Source organism: Zavarzinia aquatilis (assembly GCF_003173035.1).
Lineage (GTDB): Bacteria > Pseudomonadota > Alphaproteobacteria > Zavarziniales > Zavarziniaceae > Zavarzinia > Zavarzinia aquatilis.
In genome coordinates this window covers 83,033-107,451 of record NZ_QGLE01000007.1, presented here as the reverse complement: position 1 = coordinate 107,451, position 24,419 = coordinate 83,033, and the positions used below count along the sequence as shown (strand labels likewise).

Annotated in this window: 21 protein-coding genes; 12 read left to right on the top strand and 9 right to left on the bottom strand. The window is 66.2% G+C overall.

Annotation, left to right across the window (positions count from 1 at the left end; translation table 11 throughout):
* Nucleotides 1-239 precede the first annotated feature (239 nt).
* The gene (locus tag DKG74_RS13090) at nt 240-1,385 is read right to left on the bottom strand and encodes an extracellular solute-binding protein (RefSeq protein ID WP_109906506.1); all 1,146 of its coding nucleotides are present in this window, start codon (nt 1,383-1,385) and stop codon (nt 240-242) included.
* 140 nt (nt 1,386-1,525) lie between these two features.
* Here DKG74_RS13090 and pdxR point away from each other — a divergent pair, with 140 nt between their 5' ends.
* Nucleotides 1,526-3,028 (top strand): MocR-like pyridoxine biosynthesis transcription factor PdxR, encoded by a 1,503-nt coding sequence (gene pdxR, locus DKG74_RS13085; protein WP_207779355.1) that lies wholly within the window; start codon nt 1,526-1,528, stop codon nt 3,026-3,028.
* A gap of 76 nt (nt 3,029-3,104) precedes the next feature.
* Entirely contained in the window at nt 3,105-4,211 is a 1,107-nt protein-coding gene (locus DKG74_RS13080; RefSeq protein ID WP_109906504.1) for an NADH:flavin oxidoreductase, read from the top strand.
* 48 nt (nt 4,212-4,259) lie between these two features.
* Here the strand turns inward: DKG74_RS13080 and aptA are convergent, their stop codons facing one another.
* Nucleotides 4,260-5,588 carry an omega-aminotransferase AptA gene (aptA, locus tag DKG74_RS13075; protein WP_109906755.1) on the bottom strand — a complete coding sequence of 443 codons (1,329 nt, stop codon included), beginning with the start codon at nt 5,586-5,588 and terminating at the stop codon, nt 4,260-4,262.
* A 134-nt stretch (nt 5,589-5,722) separates the two neighbouring features.
* On the opposite strand from aptA, the gene DKG74_RS13070 reads away from it, so the two are divergent.
* The 9 genes from DKG74_RS13070 (at nt 5,723) to DKG74_RS21785 (ending at nt 14,247) form a co-directional block, all read left to right on the top strand.
* Nucleotides 5,723-6,487, top strand: a complete 765-nt coding sequence (locus DKG74_RS13070; RefSeq protein WP_109906502.1) for an SDR family NAD(P)-dependent oxidoreductase — start codon at nt 5,723-5,725, stop codon at nt 6,485-6,487.
* 30 nt (nt 6,488-6,517) lie between these two features.
* A complete protein-coding gene (locus DKG74_RS13065) occupies nt 6,518-7,156 on the top strand; it encodes a helix-turn-helix domain-containing protein (RefSeq protein ID WP_109906500.1) in 639 nt (212 codons plus the stop codon).
* Nucleotides 7,157-7,260: 104 nt separating this feature from the next.
* The gene (locus DKG74_RS13060; RefSeq protein ID WP_109906498.1) at nt 7,261-8,160 is read left to right on the top strand and encodes a class II glutamine amidotransferase; all 900 of its coding nucleotides are present in this window, start codon (nt 7,261-7,263) and stop codon (nt 8,158-8,160) included.
* Nucleotides 8,157-8,843, top strand: a complete 687-nt coding sequence (locus tag DKG74_RS13055) for a GltB/FmdC/FwdC-like GXGXG domain-containing protein (protein ID WP_109906496.1) — start codon at nt 8,157-8,159, stop codon at nt 8,841-8,843. Before DKG74_RS13060 ends, DKG74_RS13055 begins: the two co-directional genes overlap by 4 nt.
* A gap of 13 nt (nt 8,844-8,856) precedes the next feature.
* Nucleotides 8,857-10,188 carry an FMN-binding glutamate synthase family protein gene (locus tag DKG74_RS13050; protein ID WP_109906494.1) on the top strand — a complete coding sequence of 444 codons (1,332 nt, stop codon included), beginning with the start codon at nt 8,857-8,859 and terminating at the stop codon, nt 10,186-10,188.
* A gap of 36 nt (nt 10,189-10,224) precedes the next feature.
* On the top strand, nt 10,225-11,526 hold the full coding sequence (gene glnT, locus DKG74_RS13045) for a type III glutamate--ammonia ligase (protein ID WP_109906492.1): 1,302 nt from the start codon (nt 10,225-10,227) through the stop codon (nt 11,524-11,526).
* Nucleotides 11,527-11,596: 70 nt separating this feature from the next.
* On the top strand, nt 11,597-12,463 hold the full coding sequence (gene purU / locus DKG74_RS13040) for a formyltetrahydrofolate deformylase (protein WP_243404127.1): 867 nt from the start codon (nt 11,597-11,599) through the stop codon (nt 12,461-12,463).
* A gap of 272 nt (nt 12,464-12,735) precedes the next feature.
* Nucleotides 12,736-14,064: an ammonium transporter gene (locus DKG74_RS13035; protein ID WP_109906490.1), complete on the top strand. Its 1,329-nt coding sequence runs from the start codon at nt 12,736-12,738 to the stop codon at nt 14,062-14,064.
* A gap of 18 nt (nt 14,065-14,082) precedes the next feature.
* Nucleotides 14,083-14,247: a hypothetical protein gene (locus DKG74_RS21785; RefSeq protein WP_165837670.1), complete on the top strand. Its 165-nt coding sequence runs from the start codon at nt 14,083-14,085 to the stop codon at nt 14,245-14,247.
* A 142-nt stretch (nt 14,248-14,389) separates the two neighbouring features.
* Here the strand turns inward: DKG74_RS21785 and DKG74_RS13030 are convergent, their stop codons facing one another.
* The 3 genes from DKG74_RS13030 to DKG74_RS13020 all read right to left on the bottom strand — a co-directional run bounded on the left by DKG74_RS13030 (nt 14,390) and on the right by DKG74_RS13020 (nt 18,317).
* Entirely contained in the window at nt 14,390-15,301 is a 912-nt protein-coding gene (locus tag DKG74_RS13030; RefSeq protein ID WP_109906488.1) for a hypothetical protein, read from the bottom strand.
* A 315-nt stretch (nt 15,302-15,616) separates the two neighbouring features.
* Nucleotides 15,617-17,038 (bottom strand): nucleobase:cation symporter-2 family protein, encoded by a 1,422-nt coding sequence (locus DKG74_RS13025; RefSeq protein WP_109906486.1) that lies wholly within the window; start codon nt 17,036-17,038, stop codon nt 15,617-15,619.
* Between the two features lie 55 nt (nt 17,039-17,093).
* Nucleotides 17,094-18,317 carry a urate hydroxylase PuuD gene (locus DKG74_RS13020; protein WP_207779348.1) on the bottom strand — a complete coding sequence of 408 codons (1,224 nt, stop codon included), beginning with the start codon at nt 18,315-18,317 and terminating at the stop codon, nt 17,094-17,096.
* A 151-nt stretch (nt 18,318-18,468) separates the two neighbouring features.
* On the opposite strand from DKG74_RS13020, the gene DKG74_RS13015 reads away from it, so the two are divergent.
* The gene (locus tag DKG74_RS13015) at nt 18,469-19,401 is read left to right on the top strand and encodes a LysR family transcriptional regulator (protein WP_109906482.1); all 933 of its coding nucleotides are present in this window, start codon (nt 18,469-18,471) and stop codon (nt 19,399-19,401) included.
* On the opposite strand, the gene xdhC is transcribed toward DKG74_RS13015, so the two are convergent.
* From xdhC to uraH, 4 genes are read right to left on the bottom strand one after another with little or no spacing between them, the layout of a single operon-like run.
* On the bottom strand, nt 19,383-20,189 hold the full coding sequence (gene xdhC, locus DKG74_RS13010; protein ID WP_109906480.1) for a xanthine dehydrogenase accessory protein XdhC: 807 nt from the start codon (nt 20,187-20,189) through the stop codon (nt 19,383-19,385). The two genes, DKG74_RS13015 and xdhC, sit on opposite strands and share 19 nt — an antisense overlap.
* Nucleotides 20,186-22,495, bottom strand: coding sequence for a xanthine dehydrogenase molybdopterin binding subunit (gene xdhB, locus DKG74_RS13005; RefSeq protein ID WP_109906478.1), 2,310 nt, complete (start codon nt 22,493-22,495; stop codon nt 20,186-20,188). Before xdhB ends, xdhC begins: the two co-directional genes overlap by 4 nt.
* Entirely contained in the window at nt 22,482-23,972 is a 1,491-nt protein-coding gene (gene xdhA, locus DKG74_RS13000) for a xanthine dehydrogenase small subunit (protein ID WP_109906476.1), read from the bottom strand. The genes xdhB and xdhA overlap by 14 nt, the downstream gene beginning before the upstream one ends.
* A 1-nt stretch (nt 23,973) precedes the next feature.
* Nucleotides 23,974-24,321 (bottom strand): hydroxyisourate hydrolase, encoded by a 348-nt coding sequence (gene uraH / locus DKG74_RS12995; RefSeq protein ID WP_341475858.1) that lies wholly within the window; start codon nt 24,319-24,321, stop codon nt 23,974-23,976.
* Between the last annotated feature and the right edge of the window lie 98 nt (nt 24,322-24,419).

Here is a 24,419-nt window from a genome sequence, read left to right as displayed (position 1 = left end):
GGTCACAAGAGACGGTAAGCCAGAAACAACGGGCAGAGGAGGAACCTGCAACAACGGGCAGAGGAGGAACCTGCGTCACGTCCCCGGGAAGGAACACCACCACCCGGACCGCCGGCATCGGCCCGGACGCGGGATGCCGCCGTAGAGGGCGGCAGCGACGCAGGAAACAGACTTCCGTCCCGACAGGTCACGAATAATCATCCGGACCGGCGCGCCCCCCGCGCCGGTCCGGATGGCCGTCACGCGCTCTTGAACTTGTCAACAAATTCAGCGCGCTTTTCGGCATACCAGGGCTTTTCCGGCGGCCAGGGGTTCAGCTTGGCCAAGGCATCGCCCGGATAGGCGTCGCCGAAATTCTTGGCATAAACCTCGCCGGCAAACTTCTCGGCGCCCGTGACCGGCGAATTATAGCCGTGGGTCTTGATCGCCTCGCCCGCCATTTCGGGATCGTAGCAGGCTTCGATGAAGGCATAGATCTGGTCGATGTTCTTCGCCCCGATCGGCAGGGCAAGACCGTCGACCCAGGCCATGGCGCCTTCCACGGGGGCGCGGTACATGACCGGCTCGCCCGCGGTCTTGAGGGCCAGCGGCGGGCCGTCCCAGGTCTGGCCGACGATCACGCCCTCGTTCAGGAGGCCGTTCTTCTGGGTATCGGCGTCGTTCCACAGAAGCTTCAGGTTCTTCTTCTTCGAGATGCAGTATTCGGTCAGCTTGGTCCAGACTTCGGTCAGCTTCTCCGGGGTCTCATAGGCGGACCACATGGTGCCCGGCGCCCAGGTGCCGGCGTGTTCGAGCGCGAGGCCGGCGCCCAGCATCACGGAATGGCCGCGGCCCATGGTCTTGCCGGCGTTGGCGTCGTCCCAAACGTCGCCATAGGAGGGGAATTCGCCCTTCGGGGTGAACTTGTCGGTGCGCCAGGCCACGCCTTCGGTGCCCCAGATGTGCGGAATCCACATCTGGCCCTTGCCGCCGAAGTTCCAGTTGGTCTCGCCGGCCTTGGCCATGGCGGGATTCACCTTGTCGATGGCGATCTTCTTCATGTCGAAGGGCTGGACGAGGCCGAGCGGCTCCCACAGCGGCGAACGGTTCATCGTCGGCGTGATCAGGTCGAAGCCCTGACCGTTCGTCGCCTTCATCTTGTTCAGGATGTCGTCGTTCGAGCCGATGCCGGTGAAGTTGATCTTGATGCCGGTCTTCTTGGTGAAGGCTTCGCGGAAGGAATCCGGCAGGTAATCCGACCACATCATGATGTCGATCTCGCCCGAGGAGGCGAGTGCGCTGCGGCTGATGATCGCCGGCATGGCGAGCGCGGCGCCCCCCGCGGCGACACCCTTCAGCACGGAACGGCGGCTGACGCCTTTGCCCATGCGATTCTTCGATGCCATAGACCCACTCCTTCGCCTGATTGAGCCCCGCCCCTTAAGGGGCCTGTCGGACCTGCCGCAGCAATGATGCGGCGCAAAAACGCTAGGTCGAGACGGCGGATCGGTATTAGATCCACAGGAAGATTATTTTGGTGCCAGATATGAGTCTGCTGGACCGCTATTTCCTCGAGCCGCTGGACCACGACCGGGGACTGCAGCAACAGGTGCACGACCGGCTGGTCGAGGCCATTCTCGACGGCGGGGTGACGCCGCATCTGCCCCTGCCGGCGACCCGCGACCTCGCCACCCGGATCGGCGTCTCGCGCAATACGGTCGTCCTCGTCTACGAGCGGCTGGTCGAGGACGGTTACCTGACGCCGGTGCGGCGGCGCGGCCATTTCATCAACGAACAATATGTCCGCCAGCAGCTGAACGTGCGCCTCGACTATCGGCCCTCGGCCCTGTTTCGGGGCGACGAGGCGGAGGGCAAGGCCTGGACCGAGCGGCTGCGCCAGCACCCGTCGCGCCATCGCAATATCGTGAAGCCGGCCAACTGGCGCGACTATCGCTATCCCTTCATCTACGGTCAGGTGACGACGGACAAGATTTCCATCGCCCGCTGGCGCGATTGCACCAGGCTGGCCGGCACGCCCTATCACAGCAACGCCTGGGTGGGCGACCTGATCGACGCCGACGATCCCCTGCTGGTCGAGCAGATCATCTCGCGCGTGCTGCCCCAGCGCGGCCTCAAGGCCCGGCCGGAGGAGGTGCTGATCACCATCGGCTCGCAAAATGCGCTCTACATGGTCGGGCAGCTGCTGTCGGGTCCGGGGACGCGGGTCGGGCTGGAAAATCCCGGCTATGTCGATGCCCGCAACATCTTCGCGGCGACGGGGGCGGAGCTGGTGCCGCTGCCGGTCGATTCCAACGGCGTCGTGGTCGACGAGCGCCTGGCGGGCTGCAATCTCGTCTATGTGACGCCCAGCCACCAGTCGCCGACCTCGGTCACCCTGTCGCTGCAGCGCCGTCTCGCCCTCGTCGAGGCGGCGCGGCGGGGCGATGTCCTCCTGATCGAGGACGATTACGAGCACGAGCTGAATTTCATCGGCGCCCAGCGCGGCGCCCTGAAGAGTTTCGACAATTCGGGCCGCACGATCTATCTGGGCAGCCTGTCCAAGGCGCTGTTTCCCGGCCTTCGCCTCGGCTTCGCCGTCGCGCCCGAGCCTTTGATCCGCGAGATGCGGGCGCTGCGCCGGCTGATGTATCGTCACCCCTCGGCCCATGACCAGCGCGCCATGGCGATCTTCATCGTCGAAGGGCATCTCGACGCCCATATCCGGCGGACAAGGGACCAGCTGGCGCGGAAATGGACCGTGATGCAGCGCGAACTCGCCCGCCTGCTGCCGGACTGCCGGGTGACGGCGACCACCGGCGGCTCTGCCGTCTGGGTGCGCCTGCCCGAGGGCATCGACTGCTGGGACCTGCAGCGCCAGGCGGCCAAGCGCGGCGTCCTGGTCGAGCCGGGCGATATTCACTTCATCGGTGACGAGCCGCCGCGCGACACCATCCGCCTCGGCTTCGCCGCCATTCCGGCCGAGCTGATCGCCCCCGGTCTCGCCGAACTACATCTGGCGATTGATGATCTGAGGCGGGATGGGCCCTGAAAAAATGGGGGTGGTCAGGCGATTGCGAAATTGCCACCGTCGCTCCCATCACGAGGCAACGCCGGGAAATAACCCCATGACCGACAAGAACAGTGTGCTTTTCCGCCCCTTCGACGTGAAGACCCTGCACATGAAGAATCGCATCGTCATGGCGCCCATGACCCGCGACTTTTCCCCGAAGGGCGTGCCGGGCGCCAATGTCGTCGAATATTACCGCAAGCGCGCGGCCGGCGGCGTCGGCCTGATCGTCACCGAAGGCACCACCATCGACCATCCGGCCGCCTCGGGCTCGGACAATTACCCGCGCTTCCACGGCGATGCGCTCGACGGCTGGGCCAAGGTGGTCGAGGCGGTCCACGCCGAGGGCGGGCTGATCGCGCCCCAGCTCTGGCATCTCGGCATGATGCGCAACCCCAAGCAGGTCTTTAATCCGGATGTGCCCAGCGTCGGCCCCTCGGGCCTCAAGGTGCCGGGCAAGCGCAGCGGCCACACCCTGACCGACAGCGAGATCGGCGACATCATCGCTGCCTTCGCCAAGGGCGCCGCCGACGCCAAGCGCCTCGGCTTCGATGCCGCCGAATTCCATGGCGCCCACGGCTATCTGATCGACCAGTTCTTCTGGGACGGCACCAACGAACGGACCGACAAATGGGGCGGCGATCTGGTCGCCCGCGGCCGCTTCGGTGTCGAGATCGTCAAGGCGGCGCGCGCCGCCGTCGGCCCGGACTTCCCGCTGATCATCCGCCTGTCGCAGTGGAAGCAGCAGGACTTCACCAAGCGTCTGGCCAACAGCCCGGCGGAGTGGGAAGCCTTCGTGCTGCCCTTCGTCGACGCCGGCATCGACATCTTCCACTGCTCGACCCGCCGCTTCTGGGAGCCGGAATTCGAGGGCTCGGACCTCAATCTGGCCGGCTGGACCAAGAAGGTCACCGGCAAGCCGACGATCACCGTGGGTTCGGTTTCGCTCGGCGGCTCGGACGATTTCATCGCCGCCTTCGCCGGCCAGGGCGCCGAGATCGCCGCCATCGACAGCCTGGTCGAGCGGATGGAGCGGGGCGAATTCGACCTCGTCGCCATCGGCCGCGCCCTGCTGGCCAACCCCGACTGGTCGAATGTCGTGAAGAATGGCCGCTTCGCCGACCTCAAGGCCTACAGCAAGGACGTGCTGGTCGAACTGGTCTGACGACGACCTGCCGTCCCGGCGAGCGCCGGGACGGCATGACGGCCGCGCTCAGAGATCGGCGCGGCCGAGCACCTTCTGCAGCACGTCGCCCATGCGGGCCATGTCGTCCTCGGGGGTGACGAGGGCGGGGGCGAAGATGATGGCATCGCCCGTCGCCTTGATGTGCAGGCCGGCATCGAACAGCAGGCGCTGGACGAGGCTGCCCTTCGCGCCCGGGGTGGCGCCCGGCTTCAGCTGGATGCCGGCCAGCATCCCGTAGCCGCGCAGGTCGACGACCTGGGGCAGGTTGCGGAGGCCAAACACCATGTCGAGGAATTGGGGCGACAGCGCCTTCGCCCGCTCGAACAGGCCTTCGTCGCGATAGATGTTCAGCGCGGCGATACCGGCGGCGCAGGCGACGGGATGGGCGGAATAGGTATAGCCGTGGAACAGCTCCGGCCGGTCACCCTGCGCCGCGTCGATCACCGCCGCCTGGATCTCGCGCTTCACCGCGACGGCCGACATGGGGATGACGCCATTGGTCAACGCCTTCGCCATGGTGATGACGTCGGGCTTCACCGCGAATTCCTGAGATGCGAAGGCGGAGCCGGTACGGCCGAAACCGGTGATCACTTCATCGAAGACGAGAAGGATGCCGTATTTGTCGCAGATCGCGCGGATCTTCTCGAGATAGCCCTTGGGCGGCACGATGGTGCCGATCGAGCCGGCGATGGGCTCGATGAAGACGGCGGCGATGGTCTCCCCGCCGTAGAGCTTGCACATTTCCTCGAGGTCGTCGGCCCGGTCGGCGCCGGTCTCGGGCTGCCCGCGGGAGAATTTCTGCTCCTCCGCCCAGGTGTGGCGCATGTGGACGGCATCGAAGGTGACGGCGCCGAAATCGCGCCGGTTGTTCACCATGCCGGCCAGCGAGGTGCCGCCCATGTTGACGCCGTGATAGGCCCAGTTGCGCGAGACGAAGCGGGTGCGCTGGCTCTGGCCCTTGGCCCGGTGGTAGGCGAGGCAGATCTTCACGGCGGAATCGACGGCTTCCGAGCCCGAATTGCCGAAGAACACCCGGTCGATCCCCTCGGGCAGAATGCCCGCCAGCCGTTCGGCGAATTCGAAGGAGACCGGCGCCGCGCGCTGGAAATGCGGCGTGTAGTCGAGGGTCATCAACTGCTTGTGCACGGCATCGGCGATTTCCGGCCGGGCATGGCCCGCCGCGCAGCAGAACAGGCCCGAAGCGCCATCGAGGATTTCGCGGCCTTCCGGCGTCCAGTAGCGGACCCCTTCGGCCTTGGCGAAAATCTGCGGCTCCTGCCAGAACAGGCGGTTGTTGGTGAAGGGCAGCCAGTGGTGCTCCATGTTCGGGACGGCGGGCGCGATGGGGGCATTCATGATCGGCATTCCAAAACAGGGTCCATTGGGTGCACAGTCTGCCGGATTATTGCGGTGCGTTAGATCCACGGATGATTAAATCAGTGGTCCACGCCCCCATCTGGCACCATGAGACCCCCAGGGAGTTCGGCCCCATGACCAAGACTGTTCTCATCACCGGCGCCACCGCCGGCTTTGGCGCCGCCGCCAGCCGCCGCTTCGTGAAGGACGGCTGGAAGGTGATCGGCACCGGCCGCCGGGCCGAACGGCTGGCCGCGCTGACCGACGAACTGGGGTCGGCGAATTTCCACGGCCTTGCCTTCGACATGCGGGACGAAGCGGCGATCGAGGCCGCGCTGGCCAGCCTGCCGGCGGATTTCGCCACCATCGACTGGCTGGTGAACAATGCCGGCCTCGCCCTCGGCACCGGGCCGGCGCAGGACAGTTCCCTCGACCAGTGGCGCCAGATGATCGACACCAACATCACCGGCCTCGTCACCATCACCCGGCTGCTGCTGCCCCGGCTGATCGAGACGAAGGGCGGGGTGATCAATCTGTCCTCGGTCGCCGCGCATTGGCCCTATCCGGGCGGCAATGTCTATGGCGGCACCAAGGCCTTCGTCCGGCAGTTTTCCTATGGCCTGCGCTGCGATCTGGCGGGGACGGGCGTTCGCGTCACCTCGATCGAGCCCGGCATGTGCGAAAGCGAATTCACCCTGGTGCGCACCGGCGGCAACAAGGAGGCCTACGACAAGCTTTATGGTGGCGCCAATCCGCTGCAGCCCGAGGATATCGCCGAGACCATCGTCCATGTCGCCAGCCTGCCGGCGCATATGAACATCAACGCGATCGAACTCATGCCTGTCAGTCAGAGCTGGTCGCCCTTCGCGGTCTACCGCGAAACCGCGAAGCCTGCTTAAACTACTAACGCGAAACACGAGAGAGGGCAGATGACGGATTCGGATGGCGACGAGCAGGATTTCACCACCGGCTCGGGGGCGCCCGCGGTCGCCAATCGCACCCTGGAACAGGCGCTGGGCCTGCAGATCCGTCACCTGCGCCGCCAGCTCGACCTGACCGTCGCCCATCTGGCGACGGCGGCCGGCATTTCGACCGGGATGCTGTCCAAGATCGAGAACGGCCAGATTTCGCCCTCGCTCAGCACCGTTCAGGCGCTGGCCGGGGCACTGAACGTGCCGATCACCGCGCTTTTCGCCTCTTTCGACGAGAAGCGGGACTGTTCCTACGTCAAGGCCGGGCAGGGCGTCGTGATCGAGCGCCGGGGCACCAAGGTCGGGCACCAATACCAGTTGCTCGGCCATGCCCTCGGCGGCGACATCGTCTGCGAGCCCTATCTGATCACCCTGCGCGAGGAAGCGGCGCCCTATACCGCCTTCCAGCATGGCGGTGCCGAGTTCATCTACATGCTGGCGGGCGAGATCGAATATCGCCACGCCGACCGGCTCTATGCCCTGAAGCCGGGCGATGCCCTGCTGTTCGACAGCGGCGCCGCTCATGGGCCGGAGCGGCTGACCGGCCTGCCCGCGACCTATCTCTCGGTCATCATCTATCCGAGGGAACGGGAATAGGGTCCGCAGTTTCCTTTCAAGAAAATTATATTCCCCTGTGTTGACAGTGGGGCGGTGCCCGGCTATGTCTTTGCGCATCATCTCCTGCATCCAGGGGCAAGCGCATGTGCGGCATCGTCGGACTATTCCTGAAAGACAAAGCGCTGGAGCCGCGGCTCGGCGAACTTCTGGCGCAGATGCTCGAAGTCATGAGCGACCGGGGGCCGGACAGCGCCGGCTTCGCGGTCTATGGCGCCGGGCGTCCGGGCTTCGTGAAGATCTCCCTGCGGGCACCTGCGGGCATTGACGCCGAGACCCTGGCGGCGACCCTGCGCGGCGCCGCCGGTGGCGAGGTCGAACTGACGGTGCGCGACAGCCACATCATCGTCGAAGTGCCGGCGGCGGCGGAGGCTTCGGTCCGCGCCGCCCTCGCGGCAAATCATCCGGAAATCGCCGTCGTCGGCAGCGGCGAGCGGATGGAAATCTACAAGGAAGTCGGCCTGCCCAAGGCGGTGGCCGAGCGTTTCGGCCTGTCGGCCATGACCGGCAGCCACGGCATCGGTCACACCCGCATGGCGACCGAATCCGCCGTGACCACCAATGGCGCGCATCCCTTCTCGACCGGGCAGGACCAGTGCCTCGTCCATAACGGCTCGCTGTCGAACCACAACGACATGCGCCGCGTGCTGGCCAAGGAGGGCATCCGCTTCGAGACCGACAATGACAGCGAGGTCGCGGCCGGTTACCTGACCTCCCGCCTCGCGAAGGGCGAGCCGCTGGGCGACGCGCTGAAATCGGCGCTGGGTGACCTCGACGGTTTCTATACGTTCGTCGTCGGTACCGAGAGCGGTTTTGGCGTGCTGCGCGATCCCATCGCCTGCAAACCGGCGGTGATGGCCGAGACCGAACATTACGTCGCCTTCGGCTCCGAATACCGGGCGCTCGCCGGCCTGCCGGGCATCGAGACCGCCCGCGTCTTCGAGCCGGAGCCGGCCACCGTCTATTTCTGGGAGCGCGCGGCATGACCACCCGCATCGTCGACCTCGCCGCGAGCAGCGTGCGCGAGCTGAATCAGGCCCTGCATACCGACAAGGGCCATATGCACTGGCAGGTGCTGAACCCGGCCGGCCGCCATTCCATCGCCGCCGGCCTCGATGCCCCGGCGACGGTCGAGATCGACGGCCACGTCGGCTATTACTGCGCCGGCATGAACAAGCACGCGAGCGTGATCGTGCGCGGCAACGCGGGCGTCGGCCTCGCGGAAAACATGATGTCCGGCCGGGTCCATGTCACCGGCGACGCCAGCCAGGCGGCGGGCGCGACCGCCCATGGCGGGCTTCTGCTCGTCGACGGCAATGCCTCGGCCCGTTGCGGCATCTCGATGAAGGGTGTCGATATCGTGGTCAAGGGCAGTATCGGCCATATGTCGGCCTTCATGGCCCAGGCCGGCACTTTGACCGTGCTGGGCGATGCCGGGGAATCGCTGGGCGATTCCATCTATGAGGCAAAGCTTTTCGTGCGCGGCTCGGTCGCCTCGCTTGGCGCCGACTGTGTCGAGAAGGACATGCGCGACGAGCACAAGGCGCTGCTGTTCGGCAAGCTGACGGCGGCGGGCCTGGCCGGCGCGGTCGATGTCGGGGACTTCCGGCGTTACGGCTCCGCGCGCACGCTGTACCACTTCCATGTCGACAATGTCGGCGCCTATTGAGGCGGGGCGGATCATGAGCGACTACCACAATCCGGTGACCACCCCGCGCAAGTCGGCGACCTTCGACGATTATGCCCTGTCGGAAATCCGCCGCGCCGCCGCGACCGGCATCTACGACATCCGGGGCGGTGGCACCAAGCGCAAGCTGCCCCATCTCGACGACCTGCTGTTCCTCGGCGCCTCGATCAGCCGCTATCCGCTCGAAGGCTACCGCGAGAAATGCGGCACCAATGTCGTCCTGGGCAGCCGTTTCGCCAGGAAGCCGATCGAGCTGAAGATCCCGGTGACCATCGCCGGCATGAGTTTCGGCTCGCTCTCCGCCCAGGCCAAGGAGGCGCTCGGGCGCGGTGCCTCGGCCATGGGCACCTCGACGACGACGGGCGACGGCGGCATGACGCCGGAGGAGCGGGGCCATTCCTCGATTCTCGTCTATCAGTATCTGCCGTCGCGCTATGGCATGAACCCCGATGACCTGCGCAAGGCAGATGCCATCGAGGTCGTGGTCGGGCAGGGGGCGAAGCCGGGGGGCGGCGGCATGTTGCTCGGTCAGAAGATTTCCAAGCGGGTGGCGGGTATGCGCTGCCTGCCGGAAGGCATCGACCAGCGTTCCGCCTGCCGGCACCCGGACTGGACCGGCCCCGACGATCTGGAAATCAAGATCGAGGAATTGCGCGAAATCACCGACTGGGAAAAGCCGATCTATGTGAAGGTGGGCGCCGCCCGGCCCTATTACGACACGGCGCTGGCAGTGAAGTCCGGGGCCGATGTCATCGTCCTCGACGGCATGCAGGGCGGCACGGCGGCGACCCAGGAAGTCTTCATCGAGCATGTCGGCATTCCGCTGCTCTCGGCGATCCGACCGGCGGTGCAGGCGCTGCAGGATCTCGGGATGCACCGCAAGGTCCAGCTCATCGTCTCGGGCGGGATCCGCAATGGCGCCGACGTCGCCAAATGCCTCGCGCTCGGCGCCGACGCGGTTTCCATCGGCACGGCGGCGCTGGTCGCCCTCGGCGACAACGACCCGGCGCGGGAGGCGCAGTATCAGGCCCTCGGCACCACCGCCGGCGCCTATGACGACTGGCACGAGGGGCGGGATCCGGCGGGTATCACCACCCAGGACCCGGCACTGGCCGCCCGGCTCGACCCCGAGCTGGCGGGCCGCCGGCTGGCCAATTACCTGGCGGTCATGACGCTGGAGGCACAGACCATCGCGCGCGCCTGCGGCAAGAGCCATGTGCACAATCTTGAACCCGAGGATCTGGTCGCCCTGACCGTCGAGGCCGCCGCCATGGCGCGGGTGCCGCTGGCGGGGACGGACTGGATTCCGGGGCGCGGCAACTACTGATCCCGATGGGCGGGCGAAACGGGGACGAGGGTTCACATGGCGATTGATCTCGCAGAGGCGGCCAAGGAAAAGGGCATCCGCTATTTCCTGATTTCCTATACCGACCTGTTCGGCGTGCAGCGGGCGAAGCTGGTGCCGGCCTCGGCGATCAGGGCCATGGCGAAATCGGGTGCGGGCTTCGCCGGCTTCGCCACCTGGCTGGACATGTCGCCCGCCAACAGCGACCTCTTTGCCGTGCCCGATCCGGACAGCCTGATCCAGCTGCCGTGGAAGCCGGAGGTCGGCTGGCTCGCCGCCGATCTGTGGATGGATGGCAAGCTGGTGGAGCAGGGGCCGCGCACCGTGCTGAAGACCGCGCTGGCCGCCGCGGCGGATGCGGGCTTCGAGCTGAAGACCGGCGTCGAATGCGAATATTTCCTGATCACGCCGGATGGCAAGGCGGTATCCGACGCGGCCGACACGGCGGACAAACCCTGTTACGACCAGCTGATCCTGATGCGCCGCTACGAGGTGATCACCGAGATCTGCGACGCCATGCTGCAGCTCGGCTGGAAGCCCTATCAGAACGACCACGAGGATGCGAACGGCCAGTTCGAGATGAACTGGGAATATGACAACGCCCTTGTCACCGCCGACCGCCACGCCTTCTTCAAGTACATGGTTCGCTCCATCGCCGAGAAACACGGGATGCGCGCGACCTTCATGCCGAAGCCCTTCATCAATCTGACCGGCAGCGGCTGCCACATGCATGTCTCGCTGTGGAAGGACGGGGCCAATGCCTTCGAGGACGAGGGCGGCGAACTCGGCCTCTCGCCGCTCGCCTATCACTTCATCGGCGGCGTGATGGCGGAGGCGCAGGCGCTCTGCGCCCTGACCAATCCGGCGGTCAATTCCTACAAGCGGATCAATGCGCCCGTGACCCTGTCCGGCGCGACCTGGTCGCCCAACACGGTGACCTATACCGGCAACAACCGCACCCACATGATCCGTATCCCGGAGCCGGGGCGTTTTGAATTCCGTCTCGCCGACGGCGCGGCCAATCCCTATCTGCTGCCGGCCTCGGTCCTTGTCGCCGGCCTTGCCGGGATCGCGGCGAAGACCGATCCGGGCAAGCGCCTCGACATCAACATGTATACCGACGGGCACAAGGTGAGGGGGGCGAAGAAACTGCCGCTCAATCTGCTCGACGCGCTGCGCGCGCTCGGCAAATCCGAGGTGCTGCGGGCCGGCCTCGGGGCGGCTTTCATCGACTCCTATCTGAAACTGAAATACGACGACTGGAACGCCTATTCACGCCATCTCACCCAGTGGGAACGGGATACGACGCTGGATTGCTGATGCAGACTTGACGCGGCGCGGCCAAAAGGCTTTTTGACCGCGCGAGCTTCAAGAGCCGAACGACGAGTGAATGATGTCTGACCGAGCTGGAATCCTCACCCTGTCCTGCCCCGACCGGCCGGGCATCGTCGCCCGGGTCTCGACCTATCTGTTCGAGGCGGGCGGCAACATCCTCGAAGCCCATCAGTTCGACGATACCGAAACCGGCCGCTTCTTCATGCGCGTCGTCTTCGAGCCGGTGGCGGACGACATCACCATCGAGACGATCCGCGACGGTTTCGCCGCCATCGCCGCCACTTTCGCCATGGAATGGACGATCCGGCCGCGGGGCGAGAGGCGCAAGGTGATGCTGCTGGTTTCCAAATCGGACCATTGCCTCGCCGACATTCTCTATCGCTGGCGCTCGGGCGACATCGTGATGGACATCGTCGCCATCGCCTCGAACCACCCGATCGAGACCTATCATCACCTCGATTTCGACGGCATTCCCTTCCATCACCTGCCGGTCACCAAGGCGACCAAGCTGGAGCAGGAAGCGGCGATCTGGGCCCTCGTCAAGGAAAGCGGGGCGGAGCTGGTGGTCCTCGCCCGTTACATGCAGGTGCTGTCGGACGGGCTGGCGGCCAAGCTCACCGGGCGCTGCATCAACATCCATCATTCCTTCCTGCCCGGCTTCAAGGGCGCCAAGCCCTATCATCAGGCGCATGAGCGGGGTGTGAAGCTGATCGGCGCGACGGCGCATTACGTCACGTCGGACCTCGACGAAGGCCCGATCATCGAGCAGGACGTCGAGCGTATCACGCATCAGGACAGCGCCGAGGATCTGGTCGCCAAGGGCCGCGACATCGAGCGCCGGGTGCTGGCCCGGGCGATTTCGGCCCATCTCGAGGACCGGGTGATCCTGAACGGCCGCAAGACCGTCGTCTTCCGCCACTGACCTGCCGCGCAAGCCGTCCAAAGCCGCCGGGAAGGGCATTCCCGGCGGCTTTTTTGCGTTGCGAGCTTTATTCATCACAGTTACCGTTTTTGCGTGGGGCGAAAAACAGCCCCGTCGGGGGTGAGACGACGTAAAACCGGGAAGGGATTGGCGGGCGCCGGCGGAGGGTAAGGGCCGGCGGGGGTCGGTCCATAGTCGACGCCAGGCGTCCAGGGGAACCAACCGCGTCCCGGTCCGGGGAGGGCCGGCGCGCATCCTGGGGATCGTCGTACATGGAGACCGCGGAACTGCAGCAAAAGCTGGAGGCGCTCGAAAAAGCCTTCAGCATGGCCGGCACGATCAATGCCGAAATCTTCTACTGGTGGTGTACGGCGCTGATGATCACCATCCACGCCGGCTTCCTCGCCTATGAGATGGGGGCATCGCGCAGCAAGAATGCGCTGGCCTCCGGCGTGAAGAACATCCTGGCCTTCGCCTTCGTCATCCCGACCTTCTTCTTCTTCGGCTGGTGGATCTATCTCGCCTTCCCGACCGGCTTCACCATATCCGAGGCGGGGGCGGACGGTCTGCCCTGGGCGATGAAGATGGGGCCCAACCTGACCGACAATGCCACCGGCGTGTTCTGGGCCGCTTTCGCCCTGTTCGCCGCGACCACCGCCTCCATCCTCTCGGGGGCGGTGATCGAGCGCATCCGCGTCTCGGGCTTCGTCATCCTCGCCGTCTTCCTCGGCTCGGTGGTGTGGATCCTCGGGGCGTCCTGGGGCTGGCATCCCTCGGGCTGGCTGACCACCGAATGGGGCTTCCACGACACTGCCGCGGCGGGCTGCGTGCATATGATCGCGGGTTTCTTCACCCTCGGCGTGCTGCTGAACCTCGGGCCCCGCATCGGCCGTTTCGGCAAGGACGGTTCGGTCACCGAGATGCCGGGCCACAATCTGCCGATGTCGCTGATCGGGCTGATGCTGATCATCGTTGGCTTCTTCGGCTTCCTCGGCGGCTGCATCATCTTCGTCAACGGCGACCAGTGGGTGACCATCTTCAACACGCCGGCGACGCTTTCCGCTTTTGCCTTCAACACGCTGATGGGCTGTGTCGGCGGCATCCTCGGCTGCTATCTGACCACCCGCGATCCGTTCTGGATGATGTCGGGCGCCCTCGTCGGCATCATTTCGGCGGCGTCGGGTCTCGACATGTATTACCCGCCGCTGGCCTTCCTCATCGGCTTTGTCGGCGGCTGCATCGCGCCGCAGGTCAACAAGCTGCTGATCAAGCTGAAGATCGACGATGCGGTGGGCGCCGTCGCCGTGCATGGCGTCGGCGGATTGTGGAGCGTGATCGCCGCCGGCATCTTCATCGCCGGCTATCCCAATGTCGCCGAAGGGGCGCCGCCGGTGTCCTTCATGGGCCAGCTCGGCAGTGCCGTGGTCTTCGCCCTGCTGGGCTTCATTCCTGGCTGGGTGCTGTCCTATGTGCTGAAGAAACTGGGGCTGCTGCGCACCAGCAACGGCGCGGAGGTCGCGGGGCTCGACACCGCCGAAATCCCGGCCCGTGCCTATCCCGAAGCCTATAATCCCCCGTCGCGGCCCTTCCCGGCGGAATGACGTGAAAGGACGACCATCATGAGCAGCCCGATCACCACCTGGGAAGGGGCGGAAGCCTATTTCACCTTCGCCCACAGCCCGGCCGCGATCGCGATCATCCTCGCGCTGTCGGTCATCGTCGTGTTCTTCGTGCTCTACAACATGGCGATGCACGAGAACGAGAGCTATCGCAAGCTGGACTGAACGCCGTCAGGCAAAAAGAAAGGGCCCCGCGCGGGGCCCTTTCCATTTGTATCGAACCGCATGTCGGGTTCGGCTCGGTCCTTCCCCGGCGCAGGGGGAAAACGAACCGCGCCGGGGAAGTCGAGACGTCCGGGGGGACGCCTCAGAAGTGGAACTGGGCGACGAACTGCGGAACCGAAGCCTCGGTGCCGACAGTGGTCAGGTCGGGATCGTTGCCGAACTTGTTCTTCCACCACTGGTAGCCGAAGCCGACCATGAAGGTCTTCGGCGTGCCGGCGGGGGCGCCGACGTCGAACATGATCGCGGCGTCGAGCAGGACTTCATAGACGGTGTCGTTGCCGAAGCCGTCCTCGCCCTTCGGGCCGATGATGTTCATGAAGCCCTCGAACGACATGGGCACGCCGATGTCGAGCGGAATGGGCAGGCCCCAGGCGGTTTCGATGCGCCAGGTCGGATCGAAATCGACCGAAGCGTCGACGCCCGGAATGTTGTAGGCGAGGCCGATGCCGTTGTGATTGTGCTCGGTGCCCAGCAGCACGCCGACGCTCAGGAAGCCGGGGACTTCGAAGTCGATGGTCGGGCCGATCACGAACTTGCGCACGCGGGCGTTGAAGGCGTCGTCCTTGTAGGACAGGTCGCCGCCGAAGGTCAGGCCGATATCGCGGATGATGCCGCCATAGGAGGCGCCGAAGATCTTGGCCGACGACAGCTTCTCGCGGAACACGGCGTAGATTTCGCGGGCACCGCCGCCGCCGTCCTTCTGCGCCTCGTCGCTTTCCTCGAGGTCGAGGAGAACGTCGATGTTCACGAAGTTCTGACCATAGGTCCAGCCGCTGACGTGCTGGCCCTGGAAGATCACTTTTTCGACGTCATGGTCGTTCGCCGGCTCGGCATAGGTCGCGCCGTAGCGCAGGCCGATGAACGTATCGCTCCACTGGATGATGCCGTCGCCCGCGGCGGCGCCGCCGGTCGAGCCCATCAGGGTCGCGGCCGCGACCGCGAGGCCCGATGCCAGGCGGACCAGCCCGCCCTTGAAACGCTTACTCGCCCCCATTTCAACCACTCCTTGCAGGTATTTCGTTGCGTCGAGTACTAGCCCTGTCTGCACGCGACCCCAGCCGCCCCGGGAACCCTCGTGCCGAATCTTGACCTGTTGGTCAGTTCTATCAAAAAGAATGCCAAGAGAACGAGCAACCGGATAAATTTGTTAAGTTATTGAATTTGAACAAATAACGCGGCATGTGACGATTTTGATACAGGCGGACTCAAGGTCTGTGGCGGTACACTTGTTCATAAAATAGGCATTGTGTTCGAGATGTATGCATAGTGCCGGGCTGACCCGTTCCGGCGGCCGGAACGGGTGCCGGGATCAGACGTGTTCGCTGGCGGCGGCGCCCGCGGCGGCGTCGGCTTCCGCCGAGGCAGCGCTGCCGAAACCGTTGAAGAACAGGTTCAGCACCAGGGCCATCAGCGCGGCGAGCAGGATGCCGGACTCGAGCAGCGGGTGCAGGCCGTGGGGCAACTGCTTGAAGAAATTGGGCGCGACCAGCGGGATCATGCCGAAGCCGACCGAGACGGCGACGATGAACTGGTTGTGCGGCTTCGACTTGAAATCGACCTGGGTCAGGATGCGGACGCCGGTCGCCGCGACCATGCCGAACATCACGATACCGGCCCCGCCCAGCACGACGACGGGCACGGCTTCGACCAGCGAGGCGAGTTTGGGCACGAGCCCGAGGGCGAGCATGATCAGGCCCGCGGCGACGGTGACATAGCGCGAGCGCACCCCGGTGACGCCGACGAGACCGACATTCTGCGAGAAGGACGTATAGGGGAAGGTGTTGAAGATGCCGCCGATCAGCGTGCCAAGGCCGTCGGCGCGCAGGCCCTTGGTCAGGGCGGCGCGGTCGACCGGCTTGCCGGTGATCTCGCCGAGGGCGAGGAACATGCCGGTCGATTCGATCATGACGACGATCATGACGAGACACATGGTCAGGCTGGCGACGAGGTCGAAGGTCGGCATCCCGAAGGCGAAGGGCAGGACGACATCGAACCAGGGCGCCGCCGCCACCTTGTCGAAATGCATCAGGCCGAAGGCGGCGGCGATCATGCCGCCGACCACGATGCCGATCAGCACGGCGACATTGCGCACGAAGCCCTTGCCCCAACGGGTGAGGGCGAGAATGACGATAAGGACCAGCAGGGCGAGGCCGAGGCCGCCGACCTGGCCATAGGCCGGATTGGCGAATTCGCCGAGTTCCTTCACCGGCACGTCGTTCACCACCCGGTCGGCCATCGCCTTCAGGGTCGGCAAGCCGCCGCCTGCCCAGTTGATGCCGACACGCATCAGGCTGATGCCGATGACGAGGATGATGGTGCCGGTCACCACGGGCGGAAAGAAGCGCAGGAGGCGCGAGACGAAGGGCGCGACGGCGATCCCGAACAGGCCGGCGACGATGACCGCGCCGTAAATCCCGAGAAGGCCGAGTTCAGGATCATTCGCCATCGACAGCATGGGGCCGACCGCGGCGAAGGTGACGCCCATCATCACCGGCAGGCGGATGCCGACGCCGGGCAGGCCGAAGCTCTGGATGAGGGTGGCGATGCCGCAGGCGAAGAGATCGGCGTTGATCAACGCCGAGACCTGCTCGGGCGGGAGTTTCAGCGCCCGCCCGATGATCAGGGGCACCGCGACGGCGCCCGCGTACATGACGAGGACATGCTGAAGACCAAGAGTGAACAGCCGCGCTGGCGGCAGTTTTTCGTCCACGGGGTGCACGGCGCTACTCATCGCTCTACTCCTTACAGGGCGGCGACGGCCGCCGGCACGTCTTGTCTTCAGATGATCAACGGGTGGCGGTCCTCATGTCCTCGTACCAGCGCGCCAGCACGCGGCGCTCCTCGACGGGCATTTCGGTGACGTTCGAGGGCGGCATGGCGTGGGTCCAGACCGCGATGGTGTAGATCTGCTCGGCATGGGCGGCGACAGCCGCGGGCGTGTCGAGCACGATGCCCTTGGGCGGCACGGTCACGCCTTCCCAGACCGGCTCCCTGGTGTGGCACATGGCGCAGCGGCCCATGACGATGTCGCTGGCGGCGGCGAGATCGACGCTGGCCTCGGCGACGGCGGGGCTGGGCAGCAGGTTGCCGCTGACGGCGGGGTCGGCCGGGGTGACGCGGCTCAGCGCGACGATGATCAGGGCGCAGACGGCGGCCACCCACCAGGTCCACCACGGCGCGGGCAGGCCCTTGTGCATCGTGTTGAAGAAATGGCGGATGAACACGCCCATGACGATCAGGAAGGCGAGGATCAGCCAGGCCAGCGAGCCGCCATAGGCCAGCGGGTAATGGTTGGAGATCATCACGAAGACGGTCGGCAGCGTGATGTAATTGTTGTGCATCGAACGCTGCTTGCCGGTGCGGCCGAAGCGCGGATCGGGTGCCTCGCCCTTCATCAGGGCGGCGACCACCTTCCGCTGATTCGGAATGATCACCATGAAGACATTGCCGGCCATGATCGTGCCCATCAGGGCCCCGGCCTGCATGAAGGCGCCCCGCGCGCTGAAGATCTGGGTGAAGACGAAGGTGGCGACGACAACGAAGCCGAAGCCGAACAGCGCGAGCAGATTGTCGCTGCGGCCGAGGGGCGAACGGCACAGGCCGTCATAGATCGCCCAGCCGAGGATCAGGCTGCCGGCGCTGATCGCGATCGCTTCCCAATTCGACAGCTCCATGACGGAAAGGTCGATCAGATAAAGCTGCGCGCCGAAATAATAGACGAAGACAAGAAGCGCGACGCCCGACAACCAGGTGGCATAGGCCTCCCATTTGAACCAGGTCAGGTCGTCCGGCATGTTGGACGGGGCCACCAGGAACTTCACCATGTGGTAGAAGCCGCCGCCGTGGACTTGCCAGGCCTCGCCATAGGCGCCCTTGGGCAGGCCGTCGCGCGGCTTCAGGCTGCTGTCGAGATGGACGAAATAGAACGACGAGCCGATCCAGGCGATGCCGGCGATGACGTGCAGCCAGCGCAAGGCCGCTCCGATCCACTCCCACACAATCGGGTCCATCACCGCCTCCGCCAGCGCCGCGCGGCCCCTGCCGGCCGGCGCACGCCTTCATGTCTCTTGCACTGCAATATTCCTACAGTTGCGTTGCGCTAAGAAAAGCCTTTCACTGGCGACAGAACCTTCAAATTTTCGCGAAGAATGGGGACGCCCCTTGGCTTTGATCGAGAACATAAGGGTCTTCGTGCGTGTTCTGGAGCTGGGCAGCCTGTCGGCCGCCGGGCGCCACATGCGTCTGTCGCCCGCTGTCGTCTCCCACCGGCTGCAGCAGCTGGAAGGCCATCTGGGCGTTCGCCTGCTGAACCGGACGACGCGGCGGGTGCGGCCGACCGAGCACGGCTCGGCCTTCTACGAAGCCTGTCAGGACGTTCTCGCCTCGCTCGAGCGGGCGGAGGCGACGGTGGCCGATGCCGGGCGCCTGCCGCGCGGCACCCTGCGCATCACGGCGCCGCTCGGTTTCGGGCGGCAGATCCTCGCCCCCATCCTGCCGGATTTTCGTGACGAACATCCCGAGGTCTCGGTCCAGCTGCGTCTTTCCGACCATGTGCTCGATCTTCTGGCCGAGGGCATGGATGTCGCCATCCGCATGGGGGCGCTGGCGGATTCCAGCCTGATCGCGCGCAAGATCGCCGATTGCCCGCAGGTGCTCTGCGCCGCGCCCGCCTATCTCGAGCGTTGCGGCGCGCCGGAGGAGCCGGCTGACCTGCTGAAACATGCCTGCCTCATCCTGCGCCTGCCGGGCGCGCGGCCGGTGCGCTGGGTTCTCTCGACCGCGGAGGGGCCGGTCACCCTGGCGGTCTCCGGCCCGGTCGATGCCGACTTCGGCGAAATCCTGACCGAATTCGCCCTGCGCGGACACGGCATCGTGATGAAACCCTTGTGGGAAGTGGCCGACTACCTGCGCCAGGGCCGGCTGGTGCCGGTATTGCCCGACTTTCCGCCGCCGCCGATCTCGCTCTCCGTCGTTTATCCGCACCGCCGGCTGGTGGCGGCCAAGACCCGGGCCTTCGCCGATTTCATGCTGAACCGGGGCGGTGCCGCCATCGCCGAGGCGGTGGGCGCCGCCGGTCAGTCCAACGGGGCCTGAGTCAGCAGGACCGACAGAAGCTCGGCCGCGGTCATGGCCGCGATCACCGCCGGCCGCTTGTCCTTCACCGGGCCCGCGCCGATCGGGCAGACGAGGCGGGCGAGGGCCGCCGGGTCGTGGCCATTGGCGATGAAGCCCCGGCAGAAACGGGCCTTCTTGGTCGACGAGCCGATCATGCCGACATAGGCGAAATCGGGCCGCAGCAGGGCGGCTTCGGCGATGCCGTAGTCGAGCTTGTGGTCATGGGTCATCACGACGATGGCGGCGCCCGAAGGTGCCTGTTCGATGGCATCGAGCGGGGCATCGCGCCGGGCGGGCGAGGGGGCGTCGGGCCGCTCGTCGTACCAGCGAAAGCCGAGCGGCAGGGGGCGCAGCGCCTCGGCGAGGGCGATACCGACATGACCCGCGCCGAACAGCAGCACGACGGGCCAGCCGGCCCGCGCCGCTTCCTCCTCCCGCGTCAGCGAGGCGGCGAGAGCCTTGTCGAGCCGGGCGAGGGCGAGGATGACATGCCCGCCGCAGCATTGGTCGAGGGCGGGGCCAAGCGGCAGGCTCATGATCGCGTTTCGCTCGCCCGAGGCCAGCAAGCCTTGCGCTTTTTCGATGGCGGCCCATTCCAGACGGCCGCCGCCGATGGTGCCGAAGATTTCATCCCCGGCGACGATCATGCAGGTTCCGGCGTCGCGCGGGGTGGAGCCGCGCGCTTCCCGCACGGTGACGAGCACGGCCACCCGGCCCGCCGCCACCAGCGCGGTGGCGAGGGGGCCGAGGCCGTCTTCAGGCGTCATTTCGCCCGGGCCCGCACGGCCTCGATGGTGGTCAGTACCCGCTCCGGCGTGGCCGGGGCATCGAGATGGGGACACAGGCGATAGTCGGCCAGCGAGGCGATGGCGTCCGAAATCGCATGGAAGACGGAAAAGCCGAGCATGAAGGGCGGCTCGCCCACGGCCTTGGAGCGGAAGATGGTCTCTTCCGCATTGGCGTTGTCGTCCAGCAGGGCGACATTGAACACCATCGGCCGGTCGCCGCAGGCCGGGATCTTGTAGGTCGAGGGGGCGTGGGTGCGCAGGCGGCCCTTGCCGTCCCACCACAATTCCTCGGTGGTCAGCCAGCCCATGCCCTGCACGAAGCCGCCTTCGATCTGGCCGATGTCGATGGCCGGGTTCAGCGATGTGCCGACGTCGTGCAGGATATCGACCCGCAGCACCCGATATTCGCCGGTCAGCGTGTCGATGGCGACTTCGGAACAGGCGGCGCCATAGGCGAAATAGTAGAACGGCCGGCCCTTGCCACTCGCCCGGTCCCAATGGATTTTCGGCGTCTTGTAGAAGCCGCTGGCCGACAGCTGCACCCGCGCGCCATAGGCGAGGCGGCACAGCTCGGCGAAGGGAATGCTCTCGCCACCGATCTCGACTTGCCCCGCAACGAATTTCACCGTGTCCTCGGCGACCTGCCAGCGTTCGGCGGCGAAGGCGGTCAGGCGCTTGCGGATCTGGCGCGCGGCCGATTGCGCCGCCATGCCGTTGAGGTCGGAGCCGGAAGAAGCGGCGGTGGCCGAGGTGTTGGGCACCTTGGCGGTATCGGTCGCCGTGATCCGCACCGCGCCGACATCGAGGCCGAATTCGCTGGCGACGACCTGGGCGATTTTCACATGCAGGCCCTGGCCCATTTCCGTGCCGCCGTGGTTCAGCATGATGCTGCCGTCGGTATAGACATGGACGAGGGCGCCGGCCTGATTATACCAGGTCGCGGTGAAGGAAATGCCGAACTTCACCGGGGTCAGGGCGATGCCGCGCTTGATCACCGGGCTCTTCGCATTGAACTCCCTGATCTTCGCCTTGCGCGCGGCATAGTCGGAAGACGCCTCGAGTTCCGCGATGATGCGGGGGGCGACGTTATCCTCCACCGTCTGGTGATAGGGTGTGACGTTGCGCGTGTCGCTGCCATAGAGGTTGCGCTTGCGCACCTCGAGCGGATCGAGGCCGAGGTGATAGGCAATCTCGTCCATCACCCGCTCGGCGAGGACGACACCCTGCGGCCCGCCGAAGCCGCGAAAGGCGACGTTGGAGACCGTGTTGGTCTTCAGCGGCAGGGAGGCGAGGCGGGCGGCCGGGTAGTAATAGGCATTGTCGGCATGGAACAGGGCGCGATCCGTGATCGGCCCCGACAGATCGGCGGAATAGCCGCAGCGCGCGGCGAACGTGCCGTCGATCCCGGTGATCACGCCGTCGTCGCCGAAGCCGACCCGGTAGTCGACCTCGAAATCGTGGCGCTTGCCGGTCACGATCATGTCGTCGTCGCGGTCGGGGCGGAATTTGGCCGGGCGCCGGCAGCGTTTCGCCACGATGGCGGCGAGGCAGGCGAAGATATTGCCGCTGGTCTCCTTGCCGCCGAAGCCGCCGCCCATGCGCCGCATCTCGATGGTCACGCAATGCAGCGGCACACCCAGGGCATGGGCGACCATGTGCTGCACCTCGCTAGGGTGCTGGGTCGAGGAATGGACGCGGATATCGTCGCCTTCGCCCGGGATCGCCAGGGCGATCTGGCTTTCCAGATAGAAATGTTCCTGCCCGCCGACGGTAACGCGGCCCTCGATCACATGGGCGGCGGCGGCGATGCCGGCGGCGGCATCGCCCCTTGTCAGGGTCATCGGCGTCGTCACCAGCTTGGCGCCGGCCCGGGCCGAGGCGATGTCGGTCGCCGCCGGCAGGTCCTCGTAGGTCACCTTGCCGAGGCGGGCGGCGCGGCGCGCGGCGTCCCGCGTCTCGGCCGCGACGACGAAGAGCGGGTGGCCGTGGAACTCGACGAGACCATCCGCCAGGATCGGCTCGTCATGGGCATGGACCGGGCTGATGTCGAGGCCGGGCATATCGGCCCCGGTCAGGACGAGGACGACGCCGGGCGCCGCGCGCACCGCCTCGAGGTCCATTGCCAGCACCTTGGCATGGGCCCGCTCGGCAAGGCCAAGGGCGAGATGCAGCGTGCCCGGCAGCTCGGGCAGATCGTCGATATAGGGCGCGCTGCCGGCGACATGGCGCGCGGCGCTGTCGTGGGGGGCGTCGCGGTGAACTGCGAGGCTTTCAGAGGTCGTCAAGGTCGATCCCCCTCTTGTCCCACAGGCGGGTGGAAACCGTGGCGTCACCGATTTCCTGCGCGAGGCGCAGCAGCATGTTGCGGGCGACGGTCATGCGGTAGTCGGACGAGGCGCGCATGTCGGTCAGGGGCTGGAAGTCGATGGCGACGCCGGTCATGGCATTGCGGATCGAACGCGGCTCCAGCAGCTGGCCGGTCAGCAGGGCTTCGGCCGTGCGGGCGCGTTTGGGCGTTCCCGCCATGCCGCCATAGGCGATGCGGGTCGAGAGCACGCGGCCGTCCTGGATGTGCAGGCTGAAGGCGCCCATGATCGCCGAGATATCCTGATCGAAGCGCTTCGAGACCTTGTAGGCCTTGAAAATCTGTTCCGGCACCGGGCGGGGCACGATGATCGCCTCGACGAATTCGCCCGCGGTGCGGTTCTGCTTGCCATAGGCGATGAAGAAATCTTCCAGCAGCAGCTCGCGCCGGGCGCCGCCCTTGCGCAAGCGCACCTTGGCGCCGAGGGCGATGAGCATGGGCGGCATGTCGCCGATGGGCGAGCCATTGGCGACATTGCCGCCGATGGTGCCCGCGTTGCGGATCTGGGTCGAGCCGATGCGCCGGATGACCGAACCCATGTCGGGCCAGATCCACGACAGGCGGTCCAGCGCCTCGGCATAGGTGACGCCGGCGCCGATGGTGATGTCCCGCTCGCTCTCGGTGATGGTGGCAAGATCGCGCGCGCGGCCCAGCCAGATCAGGGTTTCCGGCTGCTTCAGGTGTTTGGTGAGCCACAGGCCGACGTCGGTCGCCCCGGCGACGATGACCGCCTGCGGATATTCGAGCAGCAGGGCCGCCAGCGCGTCGGCGGAGGCGGGGGCGAAGAAGCGCCGCCCGCTCGGCCCGGTCAGGGCGACGTCGGCGCCATCGGCCATGGCGCTCAGCGCGGCGTGGGTCTTGGCCAGTTCATCGTCGAAACGATCGGTGAAGGGCGTCCTGGCCAGCGCCTTGGCGGCGCGGACGATGGGGGCATAGCCGGTGCAACGGCAGAGGTTGCCGGCCAGCGCCTCGTCGATCGTCTGGTCGTCCTTCATGTCGGCGACGCCCTGCTTTGCCATGGCGAAGAGCGACATGACGAAACCCGGGGTGCAGAAGCCGCATTGCGAGCCATGGGCATCGACCATCGCCTGCTGCACCGGATGCAGCGTGCCATCCGGCGCCGCCAGGTCTTCGACCGTGACCAGCTGCGCGCCGTCGAGCGTGCCGAGGGGCTGGATACAGGCGTTGACCGCCTGCCAGTTCAGCGTGCCGTCGGGCAGGGGCCGCGCCACGGCGACGGAGCAGGCGCCGCAATCGCCCTCGGCGCAGCCTTCCTTGGTGCCCGTGCGATGTTCATCGAGGCGGAGATAGTCGAGCACGGTGGTGGTCGGCTCGATCCCGGTAAGGCATTTCTCTTCGGTGCCGAGGATGAAACGCAGGCAGTCGCGCGAGGTCATATCAGCTCCCCCGGTAGGTCGAGTAGCTGAAGGGCGCGGCCAGCAGCGGGACATGGTAATGCTGCCCGGCGTCGGCGACGCCGAAGCGGATCGGCACGACGCCGAGGAACACGGGCTCGGCGAGGGCAAGGCCCTTGGCCTCGAAATAGGGGCCGATATGGAAATCGAGCTGGTAGATGCCGGTGGTGAAGGCGTCGCCGGCGAGCAGCGGGGCATCGCCGCGGCCGTCGGCATTGGTCGCGATGGTCGAGAGCAGTTCCGGTTCCCCGGCGGCGGGCAGGCGATAGAGGTCGACGCGAACACCCGCGGCCGGTACGCCGTGGGCCGCGTCGAGAACATGCGTGGTCAACCAGCCACCTGACATACGAGGCCCCTTCAATCCATACGATTCCCTTATCTATCGTGGCCCGCGGGCAGGGGGCAGGGGAAGGGCCGATTTGCTCAAAG